Origin of the sequence: Sphingobacterium olei (assembly GCF_005048855.1) — a bacterium.
Lineage (GTDB): Bacteria > Bacteroidota > Bacteroidia > Sphingobacteriales > Sphingobacteriaceae > Sphingobacterium > Sphingobacterium olei.
The window spans coordinates 190,371-215,193 of the sequence record NZ_SUME01000007.1; the positions used below are offsets into that span (position 1 = coordinate 190,371).

Below are 24,823 nucleotides of genomic sequence, written 5' to 3' on the forward strand. Positions count from 1 at the left end.
GTAGTATAGTTTTTGTCAACCGTTGGTTTCTTTTTTCGTTTTAATTTCCAGATTGTGCTAATGGACAATGCTCGGAATCCTTTTATTTTTACCAACCGCTTAACGAACTGCCTCGCACAGTTATATCTTAAAAGTTATATTTTAACGTCAATACAAATCGTCTTCCTTCTCTTCTTCGGTACGTAATGATATCGCCCTTTTCCGGCTCATATTTTAAATCCCCCACCACTTTATAGCCGCCGATTTCGTCATCCACGGTGGGTACCTGCTCATAAGTATCTTCTGAATTTCGGTAATAAAAGGCCCACTCGTTCAACAAATTAGCTATGTTGAAGGCGACTTCGGCTTTTCTGTTCAGAAAGCGCCCGTAAAGCTGCAAATCCAATTGCTTGGGCAACACTTCAAATTCAGTGTTAATAGCCTGCGCAGAACTAATAAACGTTCTATAGCCTATTGCATTATAATTCATTGTAATTCCCGCATAGTCACCCCAGTATCCTGCTCCTGCATTCAATAACCAGGGCGACTGCCCGATCAAGGGCCGATCTTGCATCGGACGTCTTTCACTAATTATTCCCGGAGGAGTTGTACTGTACCTTGGAAAAGACATCGCCTCTACCTGGGAGGTCATTAATGTACCGTTAGCATATAGGAACGTCTCTGCTAGCCACGACCGATCACCTAGAAAGCTAAGGGATTTCCTAATTTCGGCTTCCAACCCGTAATTCACTGCCGAATGCTGGTTTTGGTAATTGTACAGATATCCTGAATTTACAGCATCATCCTGCGCCAATTCAATAGGCTTGTCGAGGTACTTATAGAAACCCGAAACCGACAGCACTTCACCCGCCGATGGGTACCATTCCAAGCGTAGATCCACGTTTTCAATGGTAGTTGACTTGAGGTTTCTACCCGCTATCACACCATCCAGTTCGTAATCGTACATACCGAATAAAGACGTTTCCCGTAAATCAGGACGTATTACCGTTTTACCGTACGAGGCACGCACATTAAATTTAGAAGTCACACTGTAAATTGCATTAAGCGAGGGCAACAATTTCCAGCCTTTTTCTGCTGGCTCTATATCGTCACTATAGTATTCCGGTATCCCATCCGGAAACTGTCTATTTAAAAGTGCGTCTTGTTGGTTGCGCAAGTTGAAAAACTCCGCACGCAAGCCATATATAAGTCGAAGCTTACTGTTTAATAGCTTTTGATCGGCCATGGCATATAGGGCATGTGAGGTCAGTTTGCCATCGAACACCGTACCATTGTGATTATTCGCATAATAATAGGCTTCGTTAACCCCGACTCCTATATGCTCAGGTGCAAGCACAACATCATATGGCTTTTCAATCTGACTTTCCGAGCGCGTATAAGGAATAAGACGTGTCGCCGAAAGCCCTCTTTGTCGCTGGTAACCGGTATAGCCTATCTTTAGCAAGGTGCTAATAGCGCTTTCCGCGCCAAGGGTACGTGTAAGCGCAGCCTGCCAATAGTAGTCGGTTTCATCAACCTCAGACCACATCCTGGAATCTTCCCCTATCACATCGTTTGCAAGCGCACCCAGTGTCATGATATTCGGTGTCTGAAAATAATAGGTATCGCCGATAATAGTCGTTAAGCGGTACTTCAATTTCCGCTGATCGATTATCTGCTGACCGATGCGGTTCATGGTACCGCTAAGCTGCAAACGAAAGTCTGCCGGTAATAAGTATTCCGCATCCAATTTATGCTGCCACAAGGTCAAGAGCTCCGGTTGTTGAAATTCTTCTTTAAAGCCAACCTGCTTAACATCCGAATAAGGCAAGCGATACGCTTCGTTGTAATTATCGTGATATACACGCGAGTACAAGTTTTTCAACGACAACTTCAGTTTTGAATTTTGGTACCCGATATTGGCTACCGCGCTTAGTGCACTCATCGACCGGTACGACTTACCCGCCCCATTCTGCCCAAAACCTGTACTATCAATATAGTTTGCCTTGGAATGATCCTGACCACGAACATTATTGAAGTCCAATATATTCTGTTCATTACGAAAACTCGTACTGGCCACAAACCCTAGGCGCTGATCGCCGGGCAGCTCGTATACCCGCCCCAAAGAAAAACGATAATTTTGGTAAGGTAACGCCTTGTACTTATATTTAGTAAGTGCATCGACGTTGAATCGCCGACTCTGACCCGCTGCGTCCAAGTCGCTGTACTTCGGCCCATTCGGATTACTGGGGTCTAGCGGCAAATGCCCTGTCTCTGCCGATCCAGGAGGCGGTGTTTCCGTTTGGCTAGCTTCGTTGTGCCAATACCAGTTTAGGATATTCTCCGGCAATTTATTTTTCTCCTGCGGGAAGGTAAAAAACTCATGGGTAGAACCTTGGCCCAACCGGTAAAAGTCCTTTCCGGTCGACTGCGCATTTCCTCCCGTTCCTAGCTGGATACTGGTAAAGTTTTGTTCGGGAATATCCAATGTATTGACTGATACCTGTCCACCGGAAAATTCCGCAGACATATCCGGCGTAGCCGTTTTGTTTACGACCACACTGCTCACCACTTCAGTAGGAATCACATCAAACGAAAAATTGCGCTTATTCATCGACGAACTCGGAATAGTGACTCCATCTAGCATCGCCTGATTATAGCGATCCGACATCCCGCGTACAATCACATATTTATTATCCATGGTGGTCACACCGCTAATTCGCTTAATGGATCCGGCCATATTTATGTCTGGTGTACGCGCAATCTGCTCGGCCGAAATCCCGTCTGTAACCGATGCTGCATTCTTCTGGGCAGCATATAATCCAGCAACCGAAGCTTTCTTAAACGTAGTCGTTACCACCACATCTTCCAGACGCTCGCTGCTTATCTCCATAGCGATGTCCAGGGTTGCACGCTGCCCAGCCGCTACCTTGATCTCCTTTACACGCTGGGTCTTATACGATATATAACTTACCTCCACCACATAGGTACCGGCAGGTAGCTCGATATTGTAGGTACCGTCCACACCGGTCTGTGCGGTCTTGTTACCTACCACCTTAACGCTGGCACCTATCAATGGTAAACCGCGTTCGTCGTATACAGTACCGCTAATGCGCCCCGGGCGCTGTGGCACTGTCTTCTCCAAAATAATATAAGCACCGGTTTCGCGAAAGCCTAGATCGGTGCCGTTAAAAATATAAGTAAGTACTTCTCCTATCGGCTTGCTCACGAAACGTCTAGCGCTTACTTTCCGGTTGTCCAGGTCGTACCTAGCTGCGTCGTACGCGATCAGTATATTCTTCGCTTCTAAGGATTTGACGGCTTCGGCAATACTGCCATTATGCACGTCGAGGGTAACTTTTTTCTGTAAAAGCTGTGCGTTGACTGCCGAGGCGATTAACACTTCGGTAAAGCAAAGAACAACGATTACACCAAGCATCAAAGTTCGCATAAGAGAATAGAGATAGTATGGGTTAAATTGCATAAATTTGTATTGTGTATAATATTAGTGTTAATGGTAAATGATACGATGTTGTCACGTTTAGAGCGGAAGAATACCGTCCGCTTGTTGAGAAGGGTTATCGATGGCGGTCGGTAACTCTTCTTTTTTAGTAGACAATTGACGGTTAATAAAGGATCACTGTATTCCCCTCCTTTCTAATTTTGTTTTGGTGAATAGACTGTATGGCGCGTAAGGCCTCATCAACCGATACGTATTTTATGATTGGCATGCTATATTGCTGGCGGGCCACATGGTCATTACCGGCTCGGAGTACTATGCCATACGTATTTTTGATGGCCAAGGCCAGCTCGTTAAATTCTGCATCTTGCAGCACCACTCTTCCACTGGTCCATGAATGGCTGTATTCCCGATCGAAATCTTCGGTGAGACTATTGGCGCGTTCTTTTTCAAAACGGATGCGTTGGCCCTTTTCTAACGTACCCAGCATATGCGTACCGCGCTGCACCTGCACCCGACCTGTAAATACAGAGATCACCTGTTCAGGCATTTCGCCGTAGGTCTGTATATTAAACGAAGTACCTAACACAGTCGTCTGTAAGACACCGGCCTGTACAATGAAAGCACGGCTACTGTCTTTGGCCACATCGAAAAAGGCTTCTCCCGACAGCAGCTCCACCATCCGGGTTGTACGGCCATATTGGTTTTCATCGAAGCGAAGTTGGCTACGTGCGTTTAAGGTGATCGTCGACCCATCGGGCAGATCGACACGCTTGCGCTCGCCCACCTGCGTGGTAATGGTACGGTATGCCGGTACAACAACTACATGCGCTTGCTGCTGCGTCGCCTGCTGGGTATTCCAATAGAACAAGCCGATACTTGCAATCAAGAGAGCGGCCGCAGTGACCAGCCAGCGCCGAAGAGGAAGATTTGATTTCTGTTTTACCGGTTCGGTGTTTTCGATCGTTGCCAACAAGCGTCGCCAGGACTGATTGCGCCGCGCTTCGTTATCGGTCTCGGGTACCTGAATCCGGTCGTCCAAACTTTCGTACCAGTCATCAAACAACTGTTTCTCCTGTTTGCTCGCCTGCCCCTGTTGATACCGATCTATTAAGAATCGAAATAATTTATTCCCCACGTGTTACTTATTGCTTTTATAAGTATGTCAGAAAAAAGGCCAAAAGGTACTTTTAAAAATTGTTACGATTACGTTAAGTGATTGTTAAGTTAATGAATTCCTAAAACTGCGTGAAGAGACGAGTACAGTTAGTATGCTAATAGAAGAGTGAGCGACTGTGTTGCCAGTACAGCCAAGGTGCTATAAGCGTCCGAATTATTGACCAGCAAGGCATGCTGTAGACGCTTGCTTCCTACGCTTATATTATTTTTTACCGTTTGTTCCGACAGCCCCAGCTGTACGGCGATATCGCGGATGCTAAGTTTGTCCCATTTGAGTAATATAGCTTGCTTCATATTCAGCGGCATGCTATCGAGTTCACGATCCAATAGACGCTCCAGCGCGTAGTAAGCCTCCAGTTCATCCGGATTTTGTTGCACATAGTGATGCAGGTCGGTCGCCCATAAATCAAGTAACTGGGATTTTACCTTATTGGAGTTAAAGAAATCAATGATTTTATATTTGAGCATGCCGTACAGGTATGCAGGCAGATTCATCATGGTATCGAGTCGCTCGCGTTGTTCCCACAGTTGAATAAAGAGCTCCTGCACTAAATCCTCCGCTTGCTGCTCATTCCGAACACGTCGTAAGGCATGGTTATAGAGTTCTTCCCAGTACACACGATAAACAGCGCCAAAAGCGTCTTTATCGTTTCGTTCTTTGATGGCTAGCAGCCAACCTCGATGTAGTGGCACAACTTGGGACATAAGTTTCTTTAATCAATCAAAGATACCTTCCCCATGTTAAATGAATATTAACTTTTCCTATAATTTGCGCGTAATAGCAATAAGCCAAAGACCTATTGATATAAACAGTAATGACCACAGCTCGCGAATAGTTCGGATGGATATATGACTTTCAATTTGCGCAAATTTTGGAGTAAGATCCTTTTCTCCATCAAATAGAGGGTCATTCCATAAGCGGTATAGCCAATAAGCACGTTCATTTTCAAAATGTTCGACTGCCAGCATATAATCCCTATAATTTCCTATTTCAGTATTTCCAATCTGATTAAAACACTGTTGCACCGCAAACGCCGGATTCACCCAGTTATAATCCAATGCCCGCTGATACTCACCGAATGTCGCTTCAAGGGCATTTCGGCCCAATCTATTGTCCCAGTCTGCCTGTATGCGTCCGACCATATAACTCTTTCGCATAATTTGAGGCAGAGCCGATGTATCCGACAAAACAGGCAAATTATGCCTATTCGAAAGCTTAGTGTACTGATTCGTAATCTCCTGTTCACTTAGATCGTATGCCCGCGGCAGATCCCCTCGACGGTTAAATAAGGTCTGCGCCTGCTCCCGTACATGGAGCGAAGACACCTGACGGTTCACTACCGTCGGCACGACCAGCAGAAACAATACCCACAGACCGCCCAACAGCAGCGCACTCACGCTGCCACCGCGGTCCAGCATCACCACCAGGTACACCACGCTGAACCAGAAAATGATGTAGAGCCAGCTCACGGTACACCAGCTTGCCATCGACCATATCATTCTCAGGGGAATGCCGTTTATGGCAAAGGCCGTAAGATTAACCACCAGGGAAAGCACCAGCATCACCAGCAGACGGAAAAACAGCTTGCTGCGCACCAGTCTTCCGACATCGGTCTGTACGGCCAGAAGGGAAAGCGTATGCTGGTCCTGCTCCTCGGACAGCACATTGTACCCCAATACGATGACAAACAGCGGAAAAAGATACACGATCACAAAGGACAGGTCAAAATTGCCGGCAAGCTGCTTGGCCGGGTTCCTGATCGCCGTCGTATCGACCTCATAGATGTTCTTCAGGCCATTGACCTCATGGTAGAACGGATAATTGTCCTTCTGACCGATCGCAAGCGCCGTAAATGCCGTAGGGGCATAGGCCGTCACATACAGCCCCGCATAGGCTCTGATGTCGCTGCGCAGACTGTCCGGCAGGCCCGACCGGTATGCCTGGTACGATTCATATCGATCCTGTACCACGCTGTCCATCCCGGCAAGCACCCGCTGCTGCCCCTCCACAAAATGGCGGCCATAGTACGTGCCGTAGATCCCCGCCCCCAGTAGCGCTAGCAGGCAGAGCAGGAAAAGCCGGTTGCGAACCAGCAACCGGAACTGGTATGTGAAGACTGTACTGTTCATGAAACACGAATTTTGTTGGAAAGAAAATAGATCATAAAAAAGACCAGGAAGCACCATAGCCACACGGCCACAAGTTCATGTACATAATGACCGAGGCTCCACCTCAGGGAGGGAGGGGCATATTCAAAATCGGAACTGCTCTCCCAGAAACGGCCCGTCAGCTTACCTTTCCCATCTTTATATGCCGACTCCCGGAGTGCATCCTGCGCATTGAGCGTAGCCACCAGCTCCCGGCGGTACAGCTCCACGCTACCGGTAAAGTGGAAATGCTGGTGCATATCCGTACCTGCAAGGGCCATGGATAGGTTCCGTACCGCCATGAACGGATTGAGGTAGGACGAAAGCGACCCTATACGGTTCTGACGCTCGATGATCGCCTCGATACCGCCCAGGGCCTCATCATACAGCCTGTTATTGTATTCCTCATCGGCCTGCATCAGCAGGCCACCGATCTTAACGGGCAGTGCCTCCACACTGTCCACGCCATAGGCGCGCTTTACCGAATCTATAAAAGCTGCCGTGTGCGGATTGCTCCGGTCGTGCCCGTTTATCCCATCGCCCCTGCGTGAACTGATGCCTTCGGCAAACTCCAGGCTTGTAGGCAGCGGGGCATGCTGCTCGCCGATATTTGCGGCAGCCTTGGGCAATATGATCGTGATGATGAGCCATACAGACAGCAGACCCGCCAGCAGACCGGAGGCATCCCTGGAGAATGCCGATGCAAACACCACCGACCCCACCAGCAGCATATAATAGAGTGCGTACAACAGTACCAGTGCCAGCAGCCTAAGCAGGATACCATCCCCGTCCCCTGCCCCCTCATGGCGCAGCAGGAAAACGGCCCCGTAACCGGCTGCGGCAAGCAGCAGGTAGCCGACAAAGACTCCGCTATAGGCGCAGGCCCTGCCCAGCACCAGCATGCGCATACTGATACCCTGGCACAGCAGGATCTTCAGCGAGCCGTTGGCCCGGTCGGCAAGGACGGAACGGTAGCACGTGAACAGGATAAGCAGCGGAACGACTACCTGTAGCAGCAGTGAAAATGAAAATTCGCCGAAACGCACCAGCGATGACCGGCCACCGGCCGGAGCGAACACATCCCGGTTCTGCGTATGCGCTTCCACTCGTACGGTGGTGCCCGTAAATACGTTCACCCCCGGATCCACCGCCTGCAGGAAGGTGGCCGGCTTGAAGGCGATATGCCCGTAATGCCCCGCCATATGTGGGCTGGTGGGCTTCTGGTGCACCATTTTATCGCGCGCCGTCTCCGTAAGGTGATGGTGCTCCCTCTCCGCCTCCGAATAACCCGCCGTAGAGCTCCCCACCGCATAAACCGTCAGCACGAGCAGCAGTAGACCCAGTACCCTGGACGTGCTGTCGCGCCACAGCTGCAGCAGTTCCAGCCGCATGATCGTAATCAGTACCTTCATATCAGACCGTTTCAAGATAAAGTTTCAGCAATGATTCGGCGCTCACCTCGCTGGCAGGCTGTACATGCAGCAGTTCGCCCGAACGCATGATACCGATACGCGTGCCTATGGAAACCGCATTGAAGATATCATGCGTGGCAATCAGGATGGCCCTGCCCCGCTGCGAAAGCTGGCGCACCAGCAGGGAAAACTCCTCCGTGGCACGCGGGTCAAGCCCACTGGTGGGCTCGTCCATAAGCAGTACACCGGCGTTCTTGCCAACGGCAATCGCTATGCCGACTTTCTGCCGCATGCCCTTGCTGAAGGAACCCACATATCTGTCAAACGCACCCTCCTGCAGGTCTGCTTCCAGAAGCAGCGCCTCCAGTTCCTTACGGCCGTACCGAAAACCCGCCAGACGGCTGAAGTAATCAAGGTTTTCTATAGCCGTCAGCTTGCCGTACAGCATCACCACCTCCGGGATATACGCCATCATCCTGCGGGTACGGTCATCCCCCGGTTTCACCTCCACGCCGTTGACGAGTACCCGGCCGCTGCTGGGCGAAAGAAAGCCCAGCGCAAGGTTGATCGTCGTCGATTTGCCCGCACCGTTCTGGCCCAGCAGGCAGAATACCTCACCTTGATCTACCGTCAGGTCGATCCCCTTTAAGGCCTGGTAATCGCCGTAGTATTTTGTTAGATTGTCGATCTGTAACATACGTTTTATTTTTGATTTCTTGCTTTTTCAATAAGCGCAATGCATGAGTTCACAGATGCCCTATTACCAACCATGGGCAAGGCTGGGCTTACAGATAAAACCGCTCCACTCCTATCCGCAATCAGCAACTGTGGGCAGCCGCTGAACCGGTAATGCCGAAAGAGCGGATGATCGGCTCCTAACCCCATGGTATATAGATTGACCTGCTCCGCATTGGTATACATGCCGGTTCGCAAACTTCTCTTCCACTGTAAAAAGTTAACATCCAGACAGATCGATAAAAACACGACATTACTATCATTAGCAAAGGCGGGCATCACTTCCTTGTGCAATGCTTCTGCCACCTGTACACAACCTTTACAGCCCGTAAACCAAAAATCCATCACCAGCGCTTTACCTTCAAAATCTGCCGCTTTCACTACGCGACCTAAAGTATCTTTAAGTTCAAAGGGAAATAAAGCCTGCCTATCAATATCCTGTCCGCTGACCTGATTCCATGTCAGTACCGTCAGGAAAACCCAAAATATCGTTATTCGCATCGTTAGTTGGATAATTTAGTTAGGGTAGCATGCAGCTCGGCAATGCTCAAATTTTTACCAACAATCTTGCCACTCGGGTCAACCAGAAAGTTTTGCGGGATGGCTTGGATCCCATAGCTTTTGGCAACCGCATTGCCCCATCCCTGCAAATCGGACACCTGCCACCAGGTGAGCTTATCGTCTTCTATCGCTTTCTTCCATTTCGCTTTGTCGTCATCGAGAGAAATACCCAAAACAGTGAAATTCTGATCCTTAAACTGCTGATATACGCCTACCAATTCGGGATTCACCTTTCTGCACGGCAGACACCAGCTCGCCCAAAAATCCAGCAACACATATTGACCTTTAAACTGCTCCAAAGTGATCGGTCGATCGTTCAGGTCCATTTGCGTAAATTCCGGAGCCTGTTCGCCTACCTCGGGTGTACGAACGACTTCTTGAGGCTTGCCAATCGCCGCTATGCTTTCCCGTATATTCTTCCCTACTGCACTTTCTTTAAATAAGGGCGTAAATAATTCGAATATTGCTAGCGCCTTTGTCGAATCTAGACTGCCTTCCTGTGTCCGCATATATTCAAAAAAAGCAATCTGCGTGACCAGCGAATGGGGATGCTGCTTTACTTCCGCACGGAGCAGCGAATCAAGACTTTGCTCAACTGCCCTCATTTCATTTTCATAGGCTACCAAAAAATCTTCCGATTGCAACTGCTCAGGTGTTGCTTTGTCAAAACGAAGCGCAATTGCCCGTTGACGGGAGGATATCGCTCGGCGCTTGGTCAACCAATCCTCATGTTGTTGCTGAATAGCAGATCCTTTAATGATCGCGTGCCCCTTCAGGGAATCGTTAGGACTGTGAATCGTCGTTCTCCCCGCTTCGAAAAATAGACTTTTGAGATCCATGTCACCAAAAAAGTTGGTATGGCCAGCTACGCCTTCATAGTAAGGCTTATATTTGACCATGATGGCACCATAAGCCGGCAGCTTAGTCACTTTCTGATAAGAAAACACACCATCTTTGACCGGTATGCTATCCCACTTTTCATCACCCATATAAATCCAAAGCTGCTGCGGAGCATTCAACTGTCCTATTTTACCTGAAATATATACCGTATCCGCTTTGCTGTCGAATGCAACTTTCTGTGCGAAGACAGCATCCATAAATAGCAGTGATAGTATACATGCCCATGCTGAAATAACAAAATTTTTCATCTTAAATCTATGTCTTATTAGTAAACAATTCCGCCAGTTTAGCATCTAACTTTCTCTCTTCGTCATCCGTAACACGAAGTACGATATTCCCCTGCCTATCGACCAATATTTTGGTAGGATATGCGTAAATACTAAAAATCTCGCGTAGGTCGCCATCCCCCGAATTGAGGTTGTATATCTGTGGCCAGGTGATACCATCCTCCGCCATAGCCTTGCGCAATTTTTTTTCGCCCGTCGCCCTATCCTTGTCAAACTCAACACCAACTCCCACAATCTCAAATCCAAGGGGTTTATACTTGGCATATAACTCTTTAAGATGTGGATGTCCTTTTCGACACCAAATACACCAGCTGCCCCAGAAATCGATCAGGAATACACGTCCTTTAAAGGTACTGATATCAAGAGTTCCTCCATCCAGTGAGGGACCAGAAAAGGAAGGAAGTTTACGGCCTTTAAGTTCATCCAAACGGACGGCTATTTCCTTTCCTTCCGGTGTCTGACGTAAATCCATACTCACGCTATTAAACCTATACACCAGATCACGATACAACGAATCCGATTCGGGAAGAAAAAGCTGTTTATTCTGGTAAAGACTTATCATGTCCTTCATCACGTCGATTGAAAAGCTATTGGCTGGATGCTCATCCAGAAAGCGTTTTTTAGCATCTTCTATCGCTTTCCTTGCATCCCGTCTTTTTATCTGCTGTTCTTCTTTTGGGATATCTCTCGTTTCCTGATATACCTTTTCATTATTCTCCGTATAAGGATCGATATACCGGCTAAATATATCGTAGTCCGCCGTCATACGTGAACCAGTTACTTTAGCCTTTCGAAACGATTCATCTACATCCACCGACAGATCTCCATCGCCTATATATACCTTCCGCGTATTTTTTACTAAAAGGCTAGGATCCATGTCGGTATTGGTCTTCAGGTATAGCGGTATCAGTGTAGCCTCGCTTACCGAAGAGACAGGTACCGAGAAAGAAAATTTTCCATTAACCAGTTGGCTGGTATCGCTACCCCACACCTGTTGGCTTTGATAATGCAACACAACTCCTTCCAGTGAGTCAAGGAAAGCGGCGGACGAAATTATTCCATCTATCTTAACTGTTGTTTGTTGTAATGCCGAGGCCCAGGAACCGAACAAGAGTATCACGCATAATAGCAGATTAACCATTCTTTTTTTTATTATCATTTTCATCTCATTTCTATTTAGTTCTCCGTTTCTTTTTATAAACCATATCCCGGATTGGGGTCGAGATTTACATTGACTAGAAGTTCATTCATTGGTATTGGCCAGAGACGATATGCTGACCGCCATGCACCTCCCTTTGCAGCCGCTATGTCGGGCATCACTTCATCGGCTCGGCTGATAGAAGGATTGGAAAAGCCCCTCCACCTGTTTATATCAAACCAACGATGTCCCCATTCCGTAAACAGCTCCAGCTTGCGCTCTTGTTCAAGCGCAATCATAAAGTCCGGCAAGTTTTCAGGAAAGATATCAGCAAGATTATAGCGAGATCGCACGGCATTCAGGTCTTGCGCTGCCTGATCAAAATTATTCTGTAATGCCCGAGCCTCTGCTCTGATCAAATATTGCTCAGCCAACCGAAGTACAACCAGGTGCTCGGTAATCGCAGATCGAGATGCGGCCTGTCTGACCTTATATTTAAAAGCATAGGGATAAGCGGTCGTACCGACCGTAAAATTTTGAACCCAGTGCATCCCACGTTTGGTTCCTTGGAGCTGCGTTGCGAGATCTTCCGAGAGCGTAATGCCGGGGTAATTCGTCGTAGGATCGCTAATTAAAATATAATTGTAGCCTTCGTATGTATTGATACCAGACACATTTGCATCCTGCCCCAACTGCCAGATTGCCTCTTGGCTACCTACCAAAAAAACCTTATCCAAATCCGGATCCATTTTATAGACCGAAGACTGCGCAATTACGGCCGACGCTTTACTTTCCGCATTGACATAGTCGCCTGTATACAAATATACCCGTGCGAGCAATGCCGATGCCGCCGTTCGGTTAGGCCGCACCCTATCATTGGTCACGACATTTGTTGCCGACATATAAGCTTCAGTAAGAAGGGTTTCGGCATCACTTAGGTCAGTAATAATCTGCTGATAGACCTCAGCACTTGGCGACCGTTTTAACGATATATTTACTTTGTAATCCGTAGTCAATGCCAGGGGCACGCTGCCGTATAGATTAACGAGATAAAAATACATAAAAGCTCGTACGAATTTTGCTTCACCAAGTAGCTGATCTTTTACTGATGGCGTTAAGGTAGTAGATCGCGAAACCCCTTCAATCACGGCGTTCGCACCATAGATAACCTGATAAGCCCTAGTCCAGATTCCTAAAACATTGGTGTTTTCTGCAGTAAGTGCGTTGGTAGCAAATTCCAATGTAGCTGCCGTCGTTAAATGATATTTCAGCTCGTCAGTCTGCAGCGATGTGAACAAGCCCAGTCCTGCTCCGTCTGCCGTGAAGGGTGAATTAATAATGATCTGATACAAACCTGTGACTACCGAGGTGGCCGTCGCATCCGTGCGGTAAGCCGTCGCATCGGTAACCGCATTAAAAGGTGGATCAATTTCAACAAATTGACTGCAACCACTTAACAAGATCAGTGGAAAGCATATATATAGTAATATCTTCATATTCGTCATATTAAAAAGTGAGTTGGACACCAAAATTAGTTACAGCTAGCGGGGCAATTGACAGACTGGTATTCTCGGGATCCATACCTTGGTAATTTGTAATGGTTGCTAGGTTCTGCCCTTGCATATAAATTCTAAAATTCTGCATTCCCCATTTTTTGGTCCACGTCGGATTCAGTTGATACGATAACGACACATTTTTCAGGCGCAAGAAGAAAATATCTTCGTATGCTGCAGCATCCGTATTGCGCGCGCGTGCCTGAGCTGCCGCAGAAGTTGAATTTTGGGACAGCTTGTTGTAAAGCGCGTCAGACTGACCTTCATACTGCCATCGGCCATCATAGACATGCTGAGGAATATTACCGAGCGAACCTGGCAGATACACACCATTAACATTATATCGCAGACCATACTGTTGGGAGAAATGTAAAAAAAGGTCTAATTGCAGGCGCTTGTAAGTAAACGTATTTAAGAAACCTCCAAAAAAATCTCTACCTGTGTTAACCGCTTGGGTTTGATCAAGTGCTGTTAAGGACATAATATTCGTGATCGGATCACCAAATCGGTTCTGGTAAACCATCACGCCGGTTTGCGGATCGATTCCGAGCGTAGGAAATACTTTTGCAATGGTAAGCGGCTCGTGGAGAATATACATATTCGCATTGGAAGATGACGCTAACGATGGATAATCAATAAGCTTATTACGTGGCACCGTCACATTAAAACTACTGCTCCAGCTGAAATTAGCTTTCGTGATATTTGTCGAATTAAGCTCCAGCTCCAATCCTGTATTTTGTACCGTAGCAGGTAAATTAAACGGGATGGATGTAAATCCTGCAACAGCTGAAATGGGATATCCGACCAACTGGTTGGAAGATCGGTTACGGTAATAGTTTACGTTTAATAGGAATCGATTATCTAGAAAGCCGAATTCAAGAGCTAAGTCCATCTTGCGGTTACTCTCCCATTGGAATTCCGTGTTGTACAAATTAGACGGTCGTAAACCAGCTCCATTAGCTCCGTAGTAAGGAAAATTGGTCGACGCGGCCCGATATAACGATAGGTAACCGTAATTACCCACAGCATCGCTTCCGGTAATACCGTAACTGGCACGAAGCTTACCAAAGCTCAAAAATGGAAGTGCGTCCTTAACACCGGCTTCCTCCGAAAATAGCCACGCGGCCCCTATCGCACCAAAATTACCGAACTGTTTCCCCGATCCAAATCGACTTGATCCATCTCGGCGCGCCGTTACATTGGCGATGTATTTATTTTTGATATTATAGTTAACACGTAGGAACAATGCATTGTACCGATATTCCGAGTAGCTCGTATTGGCAGAGGTTGAAGTGGCAAGAGACCTATCCCGCATCAGTACATCATCCACATAGCCCGACGTATAATTAAGCAATCCTTCCTGAACTGTATTTTGGAAAGTCGTGCCCAGTAGCACATCTATTTGATTTCCGAATAGCCTCGTCTTATAACCCAATTGCGGCTCCACATTCCACGTTTCGGTTGTATGATCGCCAAATTCGGCTAATCGGCTCGATGGACCCGCAAAATACGCTGGGTTTTGTGCAGATTCAGGATTCAAAAAAAGCGTTTTGAATCGAAAATTCGAATATCCCATATTCGCTTTGACCACTAATCCCTTCAGTATTTCGTAGGAAATAAGACCGTTTGTATTTAAGTTTGTTCCCTTAGCATCGTACGTATTCCGTAAGCTGGCAAGCGGATTAAAAAAATTGGTTCCGTCAAAATTTAAATTTCCGTCCGGAAGTAACAACGGAGGTGCTACCGGCGGAAGTGTCGTGGCCGCATTCAGCAGATCATTAGCCGGAAGATTATTATTTTCCCTTAAAAAATTACCTGTGAATTGCGCGCTTAATCTATTGTCACTGGATCGATGTTGCAAGCTCACACGTGCTGAGCCCTTCGTATCTGCAAAGTCTCCAGGAAACACAGTGGTTTCTTTCCAGTAATTGCCGGCAATTGCATAGTTTGTATTTTTGTCTCCACCAGATAGTGTTGCCTGAAGGTTTGTGTACTCCGCCGTATTGCCAATAAGCTCATCCTGCCAATCCGTACTACGTGTCGTATCCCAAACAGTCAGGTCGTAAACCGCTGAGCTGGTCGTTTCGGTCGTCATATTATCGTTGCGCAGCGCCTCGTAACGCATATCTAAGTAGTCTCGTCGATTCAGTACATCCATCTTTCGCGCTAGTTTTCCAAAACCAGTCGACATATTGAGATCAAGCCGACTCTGGCCTGCTTTACCTTTCTTTGTGGTAATAAGCACAACACCATTTGCTCCCCTTGAACCGTAAATCGCGGTAGCATCTGCGTCTTTTAACACTTCAACCGATTCGATATCTGCCGGATTGAGCGAATTAAATGGACTCGAATTTCCTCCTGCGGGAGGCCTATAGGTTGATTGCGATGTTGTTGTCGTCGCATTGTTTAAGAATGGTACTCCGTCGATTAAAAACAAAGGATCATTAGCACTGGCCGAAAGACTATTTTGCCCACGTATACGTACGCGCACCGCACCGCCTGGTACACCGGTCTGCTGTGTGATATCCAACCCCGGTACACGACCGGTAAGCGCAGTCAATACATTCCCCACAGGTTGCTTTTCGATCGTTTCGGCTTTCACGCTACCCACCGATCCGGTATTTAACCTTTTCGTCGTCGTACCATAAGCGATGATCTGCACCTCATCAAGAGTAGAATTGGATGGCACGAGAACTACCGTTCCGATATCTTCGACCGCCTTTACCTCGCGTGGCAGGTGCCCTATTAAGGTAATTGCCAGGGTCACATTCCGATCTACATTATTTAAGGTAAATACGCCATCATTTGCTGTTGCTGTAGATCGGTTACTTCCTTTGATGGTTACCAGCACCCCTCCCAAGGCCTCTCCTTTGTCGTTTACTATTTTCCCCCGTACGGTAATTTGATTTGATTGCTGTTCAGCTGTGGGGCGCATCTTGATAGGCGACCGTTGGATAACAAAGGTACGCTCATGCAGCGTTACCGTCAAATTTCCACCAGCTGATGAAATACACGATTCGATCGCTATTCGCGCAGGTGTGTTCTTAAAATCAGCATTGATATACTTTGTGTCATCAAAAAATTCAGGAATATAGAACACATCGTAGCCTGTCTGTCTTTTAATTTCTTTGAATACGTGTTTAATAGTGACCTTGTTCTTACGCAAGGTGACATGCTGTGCCCATCCGATAGCCTGCACCTGCATGGCCACAACAAATAATAAGATAGCGGTTAGTTTCATTGCGAGCGAACATCTAGGAAAAACATGCCCTGCTCCGAGCACATCTTTCATGTAAAATCTGTACATTTAAAAATCTGTTTTAGGTTAAGAAAGTTATCGAACTAAATCCGAGACAGTAATCCGACCGAAGGTGTTGCAAGCGCCTTCGGTTTTATCTCTATGTTATCCGCCGGTTAAGGACCTCTTTGTTTTCTTTTCATTGTTTTTAGGTTAATTCATATTATTTAGGTAAGCTGACAACTACCTTTCTTCCTTCAATCTGAAAATTGAAGGAACCGGTGAGTTCAAGTGTTTTTAGTATAGTTGCTAGTTTGTCGTATTTTGAGATCGTCCCTGCAAGCGGTATGGCTTTCAATTTAGTACCTTGATATACGATATCTACATCATACCAGCGTGCGATCTCCTGCATGCCTTCTTCCAATGTTTTCCCCGAGAAGCTAAAATAACCGTTCTTCCAAGCAACAGATTCTTCCGTATCTATGTGGAGTATTCGCATAGATTGGCCATTTTTCCTAAGTTGTTGCCCAGGTTGAAGGATATACGATTCGGAGGTTCCTGTTGCAGACAGTTTTATGCTACCTTCGAGGAGTGTAGTTTTGGATATGTGCGATGTGGTATAGGCATTAAGATTAAATTTTGTACCCAACACTTCAATCTTCTGTCCATTGGATTCTACAACAAAAGGCTTAGCTTTATCTTTGGCTATCTCGAAATAACCTTCGCCAGTGAGGCTCACTTTCCGTTCGCTTCGCCCGGCAAAACTGGATGGATAACGCAGACTGGACGCGGCATTAAGCCATACCTTACTGCCATCAGGTAGGGTTACTTGGTACTGGCCTCCGTTAGGTGTCTGTAATAGGTTAACTTCTTCAGCATGCACGTTTTCATTCGCTTCAATAAGCTCGTACGTCAACTCCCCATCTTCACTTTTCTTGATCCGCACATTGGCTTCCTGCGCAATATTACCGGTAGTCCTTTCGTCCAGCGCTATTTTCGTTCCGTTACTTAAGGTGAGGTATGCCTTGTCGCTACCAGGCACAATCTCGTCCTGTAGCGGTTTATTGACCAGTACATTGTCCTTCGGATCGGAAAAATCAATCCAGTAAAAAAAGATAAATACGGTTAAAATAGCCGCCGCAGCCGATAGCGCAAACCAAAGTCGCCTCTTCGAGCTAGCCGGCCTAAATTGAGCATGGGATAAAATAACGGGCAATGCCTTATTCATCTTATCTTCCAAATCGTTGGGATAAGCTGGGAGTTCATTTTTGCGCGCTAATTCGAGATACCACGCCTCGATGAGTAGACGTTCGTCTTCTGATGCGGTACCTTGTACATACCTATCAAGCGTATTCTTGTCGATCTTGCCTTTCATATTTACTATGGGTATTTACGTTAAGGAACTTATCTTGCGCACAGGGGGGACAAGATTCTTAAAAAAAATGCAGATGGTAAAAAGTTGGCTATCGGAAGAGGTGAAGAAACGCTAGAAATAAATACGGACGATCTTTTAATGCTAAACGCAGTTGCTTTAAAGCACGCTTAATCTGCTCCCGTACGCTGCTCTCGGCAATTCCCAACATATCCGCAATCTCCTTATGGGAGTACATCTCTTTACGGCTCAGGTTAAATATATGTTGCATCCGGGGTGGCATTCGCGCTATCTCTGATTCGATTTCATGCACCAATTCTTTGTACAGTATAACATCATCTACCTCCGAACGAGCGTCCGTCACGAATAGCGAGAGATCTGCCAAATAAGCGGATTTCACTTTTTCCTTTCTAAATTGGTTTAGTACATTATGCCTTACTGCGCCATATAAATAGGATGATACATGTCCCGCTACTTTGATAAGAGGCGCATTTTGCCACAGCCAGGTAAACGTTTCCTGTACGACATCTTCTGCAAGGCGTTCGTCCTGCAGCATACGGTATACATGCAAATAAAGCAACGGCCAGTATTTTTTATACAAAATAGCGAAAGCTTCGTGATTTCCATCGGAAATCTCCGCCATTAAGTCGTTATCTTGATTAAAATCGTTGGTCATCACAATTATTTACGCCGCTAAGGTAAAAAAATTATAATTTAAATCTTCTTCTATCCCGACACAACTCCAAAATATAAAAAAATCATTTAATGTCCATCATTTATCGACATGAAATGTATGACCGATCCGCTTTTCCGCACGATCAGTCACGAAAATATGGACATGATAGTGTCCACTCGGCGCTTCTGCTAGATTTAGCGTTTTATTCAAGGTGTAATTTGTCAATCCTACTAGCCCGGCTTCCGTAAATGCATATTTCCGTGTCCATGCTGCAGACTGCACTTCGATATAAATTTCTTGCAAGCCAGATGGAATCTTAATATCCGCTGTTACCGCTAATACATCACCGCTTAAGCTAATTTCAGCATTCGCTATCTGAGGAATGAGTGGATCTTTAAGAATAGTTAAAGATCCTTTATACCGAGTCTGTTCCCCATTTTCGTCGTATGCGATAAAAAGCACATCATAAACTCCCGCTCTCGCGTTCTCAGGAATGTAAATATGCTCATGAAAATGTAAACTTTCCGCGCCAGACACATTCTCGGTAAATGTCTGGCTGAATATCCATCCATGCCCTGATATGCTCGGCGTAATCTGAATCTTCAACTGCTTTATTTTTGTACTTGCGGTTACTTTCGCCTCGAGATGTAAGTCGCCATTTACGTAAGCTGTCCTACTGTCATTTGTACCTATCTCTACATCCGAAATTTGCAATACAGTTCTCGTATCAATAGGTTCTGGCTGCGCATCCTTCTCCTTCGCACAATTCACGAACAAAAACGGAAAAGCAAATAAAATAACATAGCGGAAGATAGCGCACTTTTTTGTCGTCATTTCTTACTAGATTAGTCGGTGTGGCTACTGCTGTAACTTATAAGTACCAAAATAAAACAACCCCTGCGATCTGAAAACAGTAAGCGAGTCGCCGCTAACGAAACCTAATTCTGTTCCCCCTGCACTGTTCTTAAATTTAAAAGCGCTGTTATTAATATTTTCAAACGCGTTAATAGGTTCTGCCGCAGCAGCCGTCTCCGCTGCACCGTAGTGACTACCCGTTGCATTGAATTTATAATACCAATCGGCTTTGTTGCTCGCAGGCCCCATTTTAAACTCTTCACCTCTAAATGTTTTACCGGCAAACTGGTTCTGTTCATTTATAGCCAAAAGTACACCGGTGGTTTTATACACCATAGACAGGGCTCTGTAATAAGCAGAGGTAAGCTCATGCTTCTCATTTATTGCAAATCTGGCAGTGCGGTAGTTATTGGGATCGCTAATCGTAACGAGGAGCGAATCGGACGTCAGCTCGTATTCGCCCACAAGATCGTTGCCCGACCCCATGAAGACGGCTTTATTATCTTCCAATAACCTAATAAAATACACACTATTATAAGATCCACTTGCCGGTGAAAGCGTACCTGCCACAAAATGTTCAGTAATATCAAATGCTTTTTCGAGTGTCAACTCCGACTCAACGGTAGTCTTATTTCCCACGTTATCCGTCACCGTAAAATCGAGGTGATAGGCACCCGCAGGTGCATCAGCAGGAATGTCAATATGTTCGTGAAATAAGGTATTCCTTACGCCGATATACGGTCCGTCATTGTAAGATTTCAGGATTTTAAAATTGCCAGCTTCCTGATGGATTTCAATCTCTATTTTAGCAATGAGGCCTACAGCGATTATATCGCCTTCTAAATGCAGGTCGGATCCCACAACTACCTTTTTGCTGTTTGACGCCCCAATCTCGGACAAATTAATCACTGGGGCTTCAACCAATTCTACCTTGTCGTCTTTACAAGATGTAATGACTCCACCTAAACTTAATAGTAGAAATAGAAGATAAATCGTATTTTTTTTCATGTGAATTTTAGTTTTTAATGTCAAATAATTGCGTTATTTTACTTCTTCTCAAAACTGCCGCGCGTTTCAAAGGTCCGATCTTGCTGATCTTTTACCTGTAGCACGACCTCATACTTACCTTTTGGCACATCAGCTACTTTAAGGTGTTCATGGAAGTTGTATTCCAATTTGCCTACCATGCTTGCCTTGTCGAATGGATACTCCTTACTCCAGGAATCCCCTATTATGCTAATCGTAACCGATTTGATCGTTTTGGCTGCACTCAGCTGGCTTTCCAGATGTAGATCTGTACCATCGGCGTTAATGCCTACCTCCAGTTTGGATGCAAGTGGTATCGAACTATCCACCGATATATTAAAATCAACAGTTGATTCGACTTCGGTCAAATCCGCATATATAACCTTCATTTTCAAATGGTAATCCCCTACCTTAGCATCCATTGGAATAGGGATAGCCTCTTTAAAATCGGCTGATTTCTGTCCTGCAAGTCCGTCTCGATACCGCTGTAAAAAATTCCAGTCCGATCCCGATTTCGGCGAAATAGCCAGTTCAATTTCCTTAATATCTTTATCACCCTTCACTTTCGCCACTACAGGCATAGCAATTCCAGCAAAACCCTTCGGGTCGCTATCCGTACCCACTTTTAGATCCCTAATCGCTGTATCGTTGGCGCTATGACAACTGTACAGTACGCCAAGTCCGATAAAGAGCAATACAATACATGTAATATATCTACATGCTGCGGGCAATAGATATTCTTTAAAAAACTTGATAATGTTATTCATGATTGTGTTTGTTATGGGTTTCATCCTTTTCCTCGTGCTCATGTCCATGATGGTTGTGGTCATGGTCATGATCGTCATGGCTGTGACCGTGGCCATGTTCATGTTCGCCATGCTGATGATGACTATGATCGTGGCCGTCAAAAAACAGATTTCCAACCGCAAGTAAGAGTCCGATAAACACAGCTAACATTTTCCGCTTGTTAAACGTATGGTGGTCTGCCGATCCCGATTCAAATAAGATCGTCGTCGAGACATGCAGAAAAATACCGATTACCACCGCCATGATTTTATCGTAGTAGAGGTGGATGTCGCCAATACTTCCCTCGCTGATTCCCTTACTGGCCAGAAATCCCAGGGGGGTCATGAAGGCAAAAATCAATAAGCAGATGGCTATTTTCCTTTTCGACAAGTTGGTTGCAATCAGCAAGCTGCCCAACGCAAATGCTGCAGGTATATGGTGGATCGAAATACCAAATACCAGCTGGGATTGCTGACCGGAAGCCAATGGCATACCTTCCAAAAATGCATGCAGACATAGACTGATCATAATGGCCAAAGGAAATGCACTGTGATTTCCATGGTGCACATGGCCGTGTTCAATCCCCTGTGAGAAATGTTCCAACACCAACTGAAAGATAAAGCCACCCAATATATAGAGGCCTATCGTCGATCCGGCGGTTTCGTTTCCTTGATAGACATGTGGAATGAGGTGCAGTACGGTAATTCCAAATAGGTACGCACCACTAAACGAAAGAATAAGCTTAAGAAGTGAGGTACTGTCTCTTTTCACGAAAAAAACCGATAGACCGCTCAATAAAGCTGGTAGAAATAAGATTAAAATAATAAGTAAAGGATGCATGAGCATAGTTTTTAGTATGATAATATTGTAATTTAATGTCGTCTCTTACGAAAGTACTGCAACAAAGTTGCAAATGTAAAATAATATTTAGTATTCTCCTAATATATTATCAATATGCCACCACAAGTGCTATAGAAGAACTCAAGTTGGTGCCTACGATTATTTGTTCCCGCTGACCACTATGGCTTAATGTATCTGTACCTCCGTGCGCTTGCTGTCCTTAGCATTCAAATAGATTTTTCCGCGTATTGTAGTTACCTGATCTGTAAAAATAACTTTCTTTTCATTGACCATATTAATCTCCACCATTGGAGGTATTCCATTCTGTCCGCAAAACATGCACTGATAAATGGGCAGTACAGATAGCAAAAAAAAATGGTGGCTACGACCCGGTTTAATCGGAACCATGTACCCCTTTAGTGTTACCTCTTTACCATCAAGACGCTGCAACTCGGCAGGAAAATGTGGGGTATAGATCGTCTTTCCATTTTCTTTCGAAACCTTGTACATGAGCTTATCAATCACTTCCCAGATGGGGTTCATCAGCGGCTTATGGTCACTTAGATGAGTGGCATTTGTCTGTGCAGAAGCAGAATGACAGATTGGGAAAAGTATACTTACAAGAAGTAGGAAAGGCCATCTAACTAACAGGATAGGATTAAAACATCTTAAAGGTAAAAAACGCTGCTTCATGAAGATCAAATTTATTTATTGAGACATAGGCAAAGATAAGATTTAGGTTTATCAATTGCAACTATGTTGCTTTTATGGAATATACTTTATACTTTTGCGGTAGCAATTAATACGATAATATGATCCCACAGAACTTCGAAGAATGGAAAATATGCATTGAAAAGAAATGCCAGATACCACTGACGGTGGCTTTCGCGAGCCAACGGCTAACCATTTATAGCCAACGTGAGCTTCCTGAAACACAACGCTTCATCAAGCTTTATGGCGAACCTCATTACCTACGGGTTATGGAATGGTTCAGCCGTATAGCTGCTGGCGAAAATGTACTCGAGCCCTCATCATCAAATGACAAAAAATAAATAAATGAACCAAAAAAAATTACCCGTTACGGTACTAAGCGGATTTCTTGGAGCCGGAAAGACCACCCTTTTAAATCATATCCTGCATAATAAGGATAACCTCAAGGTAGCCGTTATTGTAAACGACATGAGTGAGGTGAATATCGACGCGCAATTAGTAGCGAAAGAAAATACCTTATCCCGCACAGAAGAGAAATTAGTAGAAATGAGCAACGGATGCATTTGTTGTACCCTTCGTGAAGATCTGATGGTCGAAGTCGAAAGGCTTGCCAAAGAGAATCGGTTTGACTACCTCTTAATCGAAAGTACCGGGATTTCTGAACCTGTCCCAGTGGCTCAAACATTCAGTTACACAGATGAAAATAAGGGTATAGACCTTTCGGCATTTAGTTATATCGACACCATGGTTACAGTTGTCGACTGTTATAACTTTTTCAAAGATTTCGGTTCAGACGACCTGCTGCTCGACCGGGAATTGACGGACGACGAATATGATTCCCGTACCATCGTGAACTTACTAACCGATCAGATCGAGTTTGCCAACGTCATTCTGCTCAACAAGACTGATCTTGTTTCAGATGAAACAATCGGTATACTGGAAGCCGCCATTAAGAAACTGAATCCAGAAGCTAAGCTCATCAGATCGCATTTTGGACGGGTGGATACCAAAGAGATATTGGGCACAAAGCGCTTTGATTTCGAGAAGGCTTCAGCATCTGCAGGGTGGATTAAAGAACTCGAGAACGAGCATACACCCGAAACGGAAGAGTACGGTATATCTTCATTCGTATTCCGTACTAACAGACCCTTTCATCCCCAACGGTGGCACCATTACTTAAACGAGGTATATCCGCATAATATCATCCGGGCAAAGGGCTTATTTTGGTTGGCCTCAAGGCCGCACACCGCCGTTAGCTTTAGCCAAGCGGGAGGCAGCCTACGGATTGAAAATGCCGGATCCTGGTGGTGCAGTATTCCCGAGAACGAACGCGAGCATTATGCCGACTATATTGAAAATAAAGATTATATCCTATCCCGTTGGGATCGGGAATGGGCAGACCGAAAAACGGAATTGGTATTCATCGGTCAGGACATGGATAAGGCGGAGCAAGTTGCTGATTTGGAAGCTTGCCTATTGACGGAAAATGAAACCAATAACTGGGAGAATACATCATGGGTGGATCCATTTCCACAGAACTTCTAAACCCTTTTACGCAGGCAGTCGCTACACGTGCCAGAAAAGACCAATACAGCGTTGTCGAGGTGATGACGCTGTATCTCTTCCAGATAACTACTCGGAAGCGGCGAAAGACAGGAGACACTTCCGCATTTACTACATCGAAAAGATGGCTGTATTGAAAGCGACTGCGGTAAATAGACGTAGCGAAGACCGCCGTCTACTCCTACAATACGTTCGATTATTCCTTCTGCGTAGAACCCCGAAAGAATTCGGTAAATTGTGCTTCTATCCTCACTACCGCCCAACGAAGTATTCATCTCTGTGGTGGAAAATGCATTCTTCGATGCAACAAGTATCTGTAACACCTTTAATCGAAGCCGGGTAGACCTAATTCCACGTTGCTTTAATAATACTGCAAGATCTTCCATCTTTACACCTGATAATAA

21 protein-coding genes are annotated in these 24,823 nt (G+C 45.6%); 2 read left to right on the forward strand and 19 right to left on the reverse strand.

What is annotated here, in order from left to right:
- Positions 1 to 127 precede the first annotated feature (127 nt).
- The 18 genes from FAZ15_RS16975 to FAZ15_RS17060 all read right to left on the reverse strand — a co-directional run bounded on the left by FAZ15_RS16975 (position 128) and on the right by FAZ15_RS17060 (position 22,838).
- A complete protein-coding gene (locus tag FAZ15_RS16975; RefSeq protein WP_238387293.1) occupies positions 128 to 3,430 on the reverse strand; it encodes a TonB-dependent receptor domain-containing protein in 3,303 nt (1,100 codons plus the stop codon).
- A gap of 175 nt (positions 3,431 to 3,605) precedes the next feature.
- Positions 3,606 to 4,577 carry a FecR family protein gene (locus FAZ15_RS16980; RefSeq protein ID WP_136902509.1) on the reverse strand — a complete coding sequence of 324 codons (972 nt, stop codon included), beginning with the start codon at positions 4,575 to 4,577 and terminating at the stop codon, positions 3,606 to 3,608.
- Positions 4,578 to 4,705: 128 nt separating this feature from the next.
- Positions 4,706 to 5,323 (reverse strand): RNA polymerase sigma factor, encoded by a 618-nt coding sequence (locus FAZ15_RS16985; RefSeq protein WP_136902510.1) that lies wholly within the window; start codon positions 5,321 to 5,323, stop codon positions 4,706 to 4,708.
- Positions 5,324 to 5,380: 57 nt separating this feature from the next.
- Complete coding sequence (locus FAZ15_RS16990) at positions 5,381 to 6,748, reverse strand: ABC transporter permease subunit (RefSeq protein ID WP_162304985.1); 1,368 nt, start codon at positions 6,746 to 6,748, stop codon at positions 5,381 to 5,383.
- Positions 6,745 to 8,178, reverse strand: coding sequence for a DUF3526 domain-containing protein (locus FAZ15_RS16995; RefSeq protein WP_136902512.1), 1,434 nt, complete (start codon positions 8,176 to 8,178; stop codon positions 6,745 to 6,747). Before FAZ15_RS16995 ends, FAZ15_RS16990 begins: the two co-directional genes overlap by 4 nt.
- A 1-nt stretch (position 8,179) precedes the next feature.
- Positions 8,180 to 8,875 carry an ABC transporter ATP-binding protein gene (locus FAZ15_RS17000; RefSeq protein WP_136902513.1) on the reverse strand — a complete coding sequence of 232 codons (696 nt, stop codon included), beginning with the start codon at positions 8,873 to 8,875 and terminating at the stop codon, positions 8,180 to 8,182.
- A gap of 5 nt (positions 8,876 to 8,880) precedes the next feature.
- Positions 8,881 to 9,414: a TlpA family protein disulfide reductase gene (locus FAZ15_RS17005; protein WP_136902514.1), complete on the reverse strand. Its 534-nt coding sequence runs from the start codon at positions 9,412 to 9,414 to the stop codon at positions 8,881 to 8,883.
- 2 nt (positions 9,415 to 9,416) lie between these two features.
- The gene (locus FAZ15_RS17010) at positions 9,417 to 10,622 is read right to left on the reverse strand and encodes a TlpA disulfide reductase family protein (RefSeq protein WP_162304986.1); all 1,206 of its coding nucleotides are present in this window, start codon (positions 10,620 to 10,622) and stop codon (positions 9,417 to 9,419) included.
- A gap of 7 nt (positions 10,623 to 10,629) precedes the next feature.
- Positions 10,630 to 11,826 (reverse strand): TlpA family protein disulfide reductase, encoded by a 1,197-nt coding sequence (locus FAZ15_RS17015; RefSeq protein WP_136902516.1) that lies wholly within the window; start codon positions 11,824 to 11,826, stop codon positions 10,630 to 10,632.
- A gap of 29 nt (positions 11,827 to 11,855) precedes the next feature.
- A complete protein-coding gene (locus FAZ15_RS17020) occupies positions 11,856 to 13,295 on the reverse strand; it encodes a RagB/SusD family nutrient uptake outer membrane protein (RefSeq protein WP_162304987.1) in 1,440 nt (479 codons plus the stop codon).
- A gap of 10 nt (positions 13,296 to 13,305) precedes the next feature.
- Positions 13,306 to 16,659, reverse strand: coding sequence for a SusC/RagA family TonB-linked outer membrane protein (locus FAZ15_RS17025; RefSeq protein ID WP_136902518.1), 3,354 nt, complete (start codon positions 16,657 to 16,659; stop codon positions 13,306 to 13,308).
- 154 nt (positions 16,660 to 16,813) lie between these two features.
- Positions 16,814 to 17,965, reverse strand: coding sequence for a FecR family protein (locus FAZ15_RS17030; protein ID WP_136902519.1), 1,152 nt, complete (start codon positions 17,963 to 17,965; stop codon positions 16,814 to 16,816).
- Positions 17,966 to 18,053: 88 nt separating this feature from the next.
- Positions 18,054 to 18,638: an RNA polymerase sigma factor gene (locus FAZ15_RS17035; RefSeq protein WP_136902520.1), complete on the reverse strand. Its 585-nt coding sequence runs from the start codon at positions 18,636 to 18,638 to the stop codon at positions 18,054 to 18,056.
- A 96-nt stretch (positions 18,639 to 18,734) separates the two neighbouring features.
- Positions 18,735 to 19,472 (reverse strand): DUF4625 domain-containing protein, encoded by a 738-nt coding sequence (locus FAZ15_RS17040; RefSeq protein ID WP_136902521.1) that lies wholly within the window; start codon positions 19,470 to 19,472, stop codon positions 18,735 to 18,737.
- Positions 19,473 to 19,496: 24 nt separating this feature from the next.
- Positions 19,497 to 20,501, reverse strand: a complete 1,005-nt coding sequence (locus tag FAZ15_RS17045; RefSeq protein ID WP_136902522.1) for a DUF4625 domain-containing protein — start codon at positions 20,499 to 20,501, stop codon at positions 19,497 to 19,499.
- 38 nt (positions 20,502 to 20,539) lie between these two features.
- On the reverse strand, positions 20,540 to 21,286 hold the full coding sequence (locus FAZ15_RS17050; RefSeq protein ID WP_162304988.1) for a DUF4625 domain-containing protein: 747 nt from the start codon (positions 21,284 to 21,286) through the stop codon (positions 20,540 to 20,542).
- Positions 21,279 to 22,145 (reverse strand): ZIP family metal transporter, encoded by an 867-nt coding sequence (locus FAZ15_RS17055; protein ID WP_136902524.1) that lies wholly within the window; start codon positions 22,143 to 22,145, stop codon positions 21,279 to 21,281. The genes FAZ15_RS17050 and FAZ15_RS17055 overlap by 8 nt, the downstream gene beginning before the upstream one ends.
- Positions 22,146 to 22,331: 186 nt before the next feature.
- On the reverse strand, positions 22,332 to 22,838 hold the full coding sequence (locus tag FAZ15_RS17060) for a hypothetical protein (RefSeq protein ID WP_136902525.1): 507 nt from the start codon (positions 22,836 to 22,838) through the stop codon (positions 22,332 to 22,334).
- Positions 22,839 to 22,957: 119 nt separating this feature from the next.
- Here FAZ15_RS17060 and FAZ15_RS17065 point away from each other — a divergent pair, with 119 nt between their 5' ends.
- The gene (locus tag FAZ15_RS17065; protein WP_136902526.1) at positions 22,958 to 23,197 is read left to right on the forward strand and encodes a hypothetical protein; all 240 of its coding nucleotides are present in this window, start codon (positions 22,958 to 22,960) and stop codon (positions 23,195 to 23,197) included.
- 4 nt (positions 23,198 to 23,201) lie between these two features.
- A complete protein-coding gene (locus FAZ15_RS17070; RefSeq protein ID WP_136902527.1) occupies positions 23,202 to 24,401 on the forward strand; it encodes a GTP-binding protein in 1,200 nt (399 codons plus the stop codon).
- Here the strand turns inward: FAZ15_RS17070 and FAZ15_RS17075 are convergent.
- Positions 24,398 to 24,805, reverse strand: coding sequence for a Fur family transcriptional regulator (locus FAZ15_RS17075; RefSeq protein ID WP_136902528.1), 408 nt, complete (start codon positions 24,803 to 24,805; stop codon positions 24,398 to 24,400). The two genes, FAZ15_RS17070 and FAZ15_RS17075, sit on opposite strands and share 4 nt — an antisense overlap.
- Positions 24,806 to 24,823 lie beyond the last annotated feature (18 nt).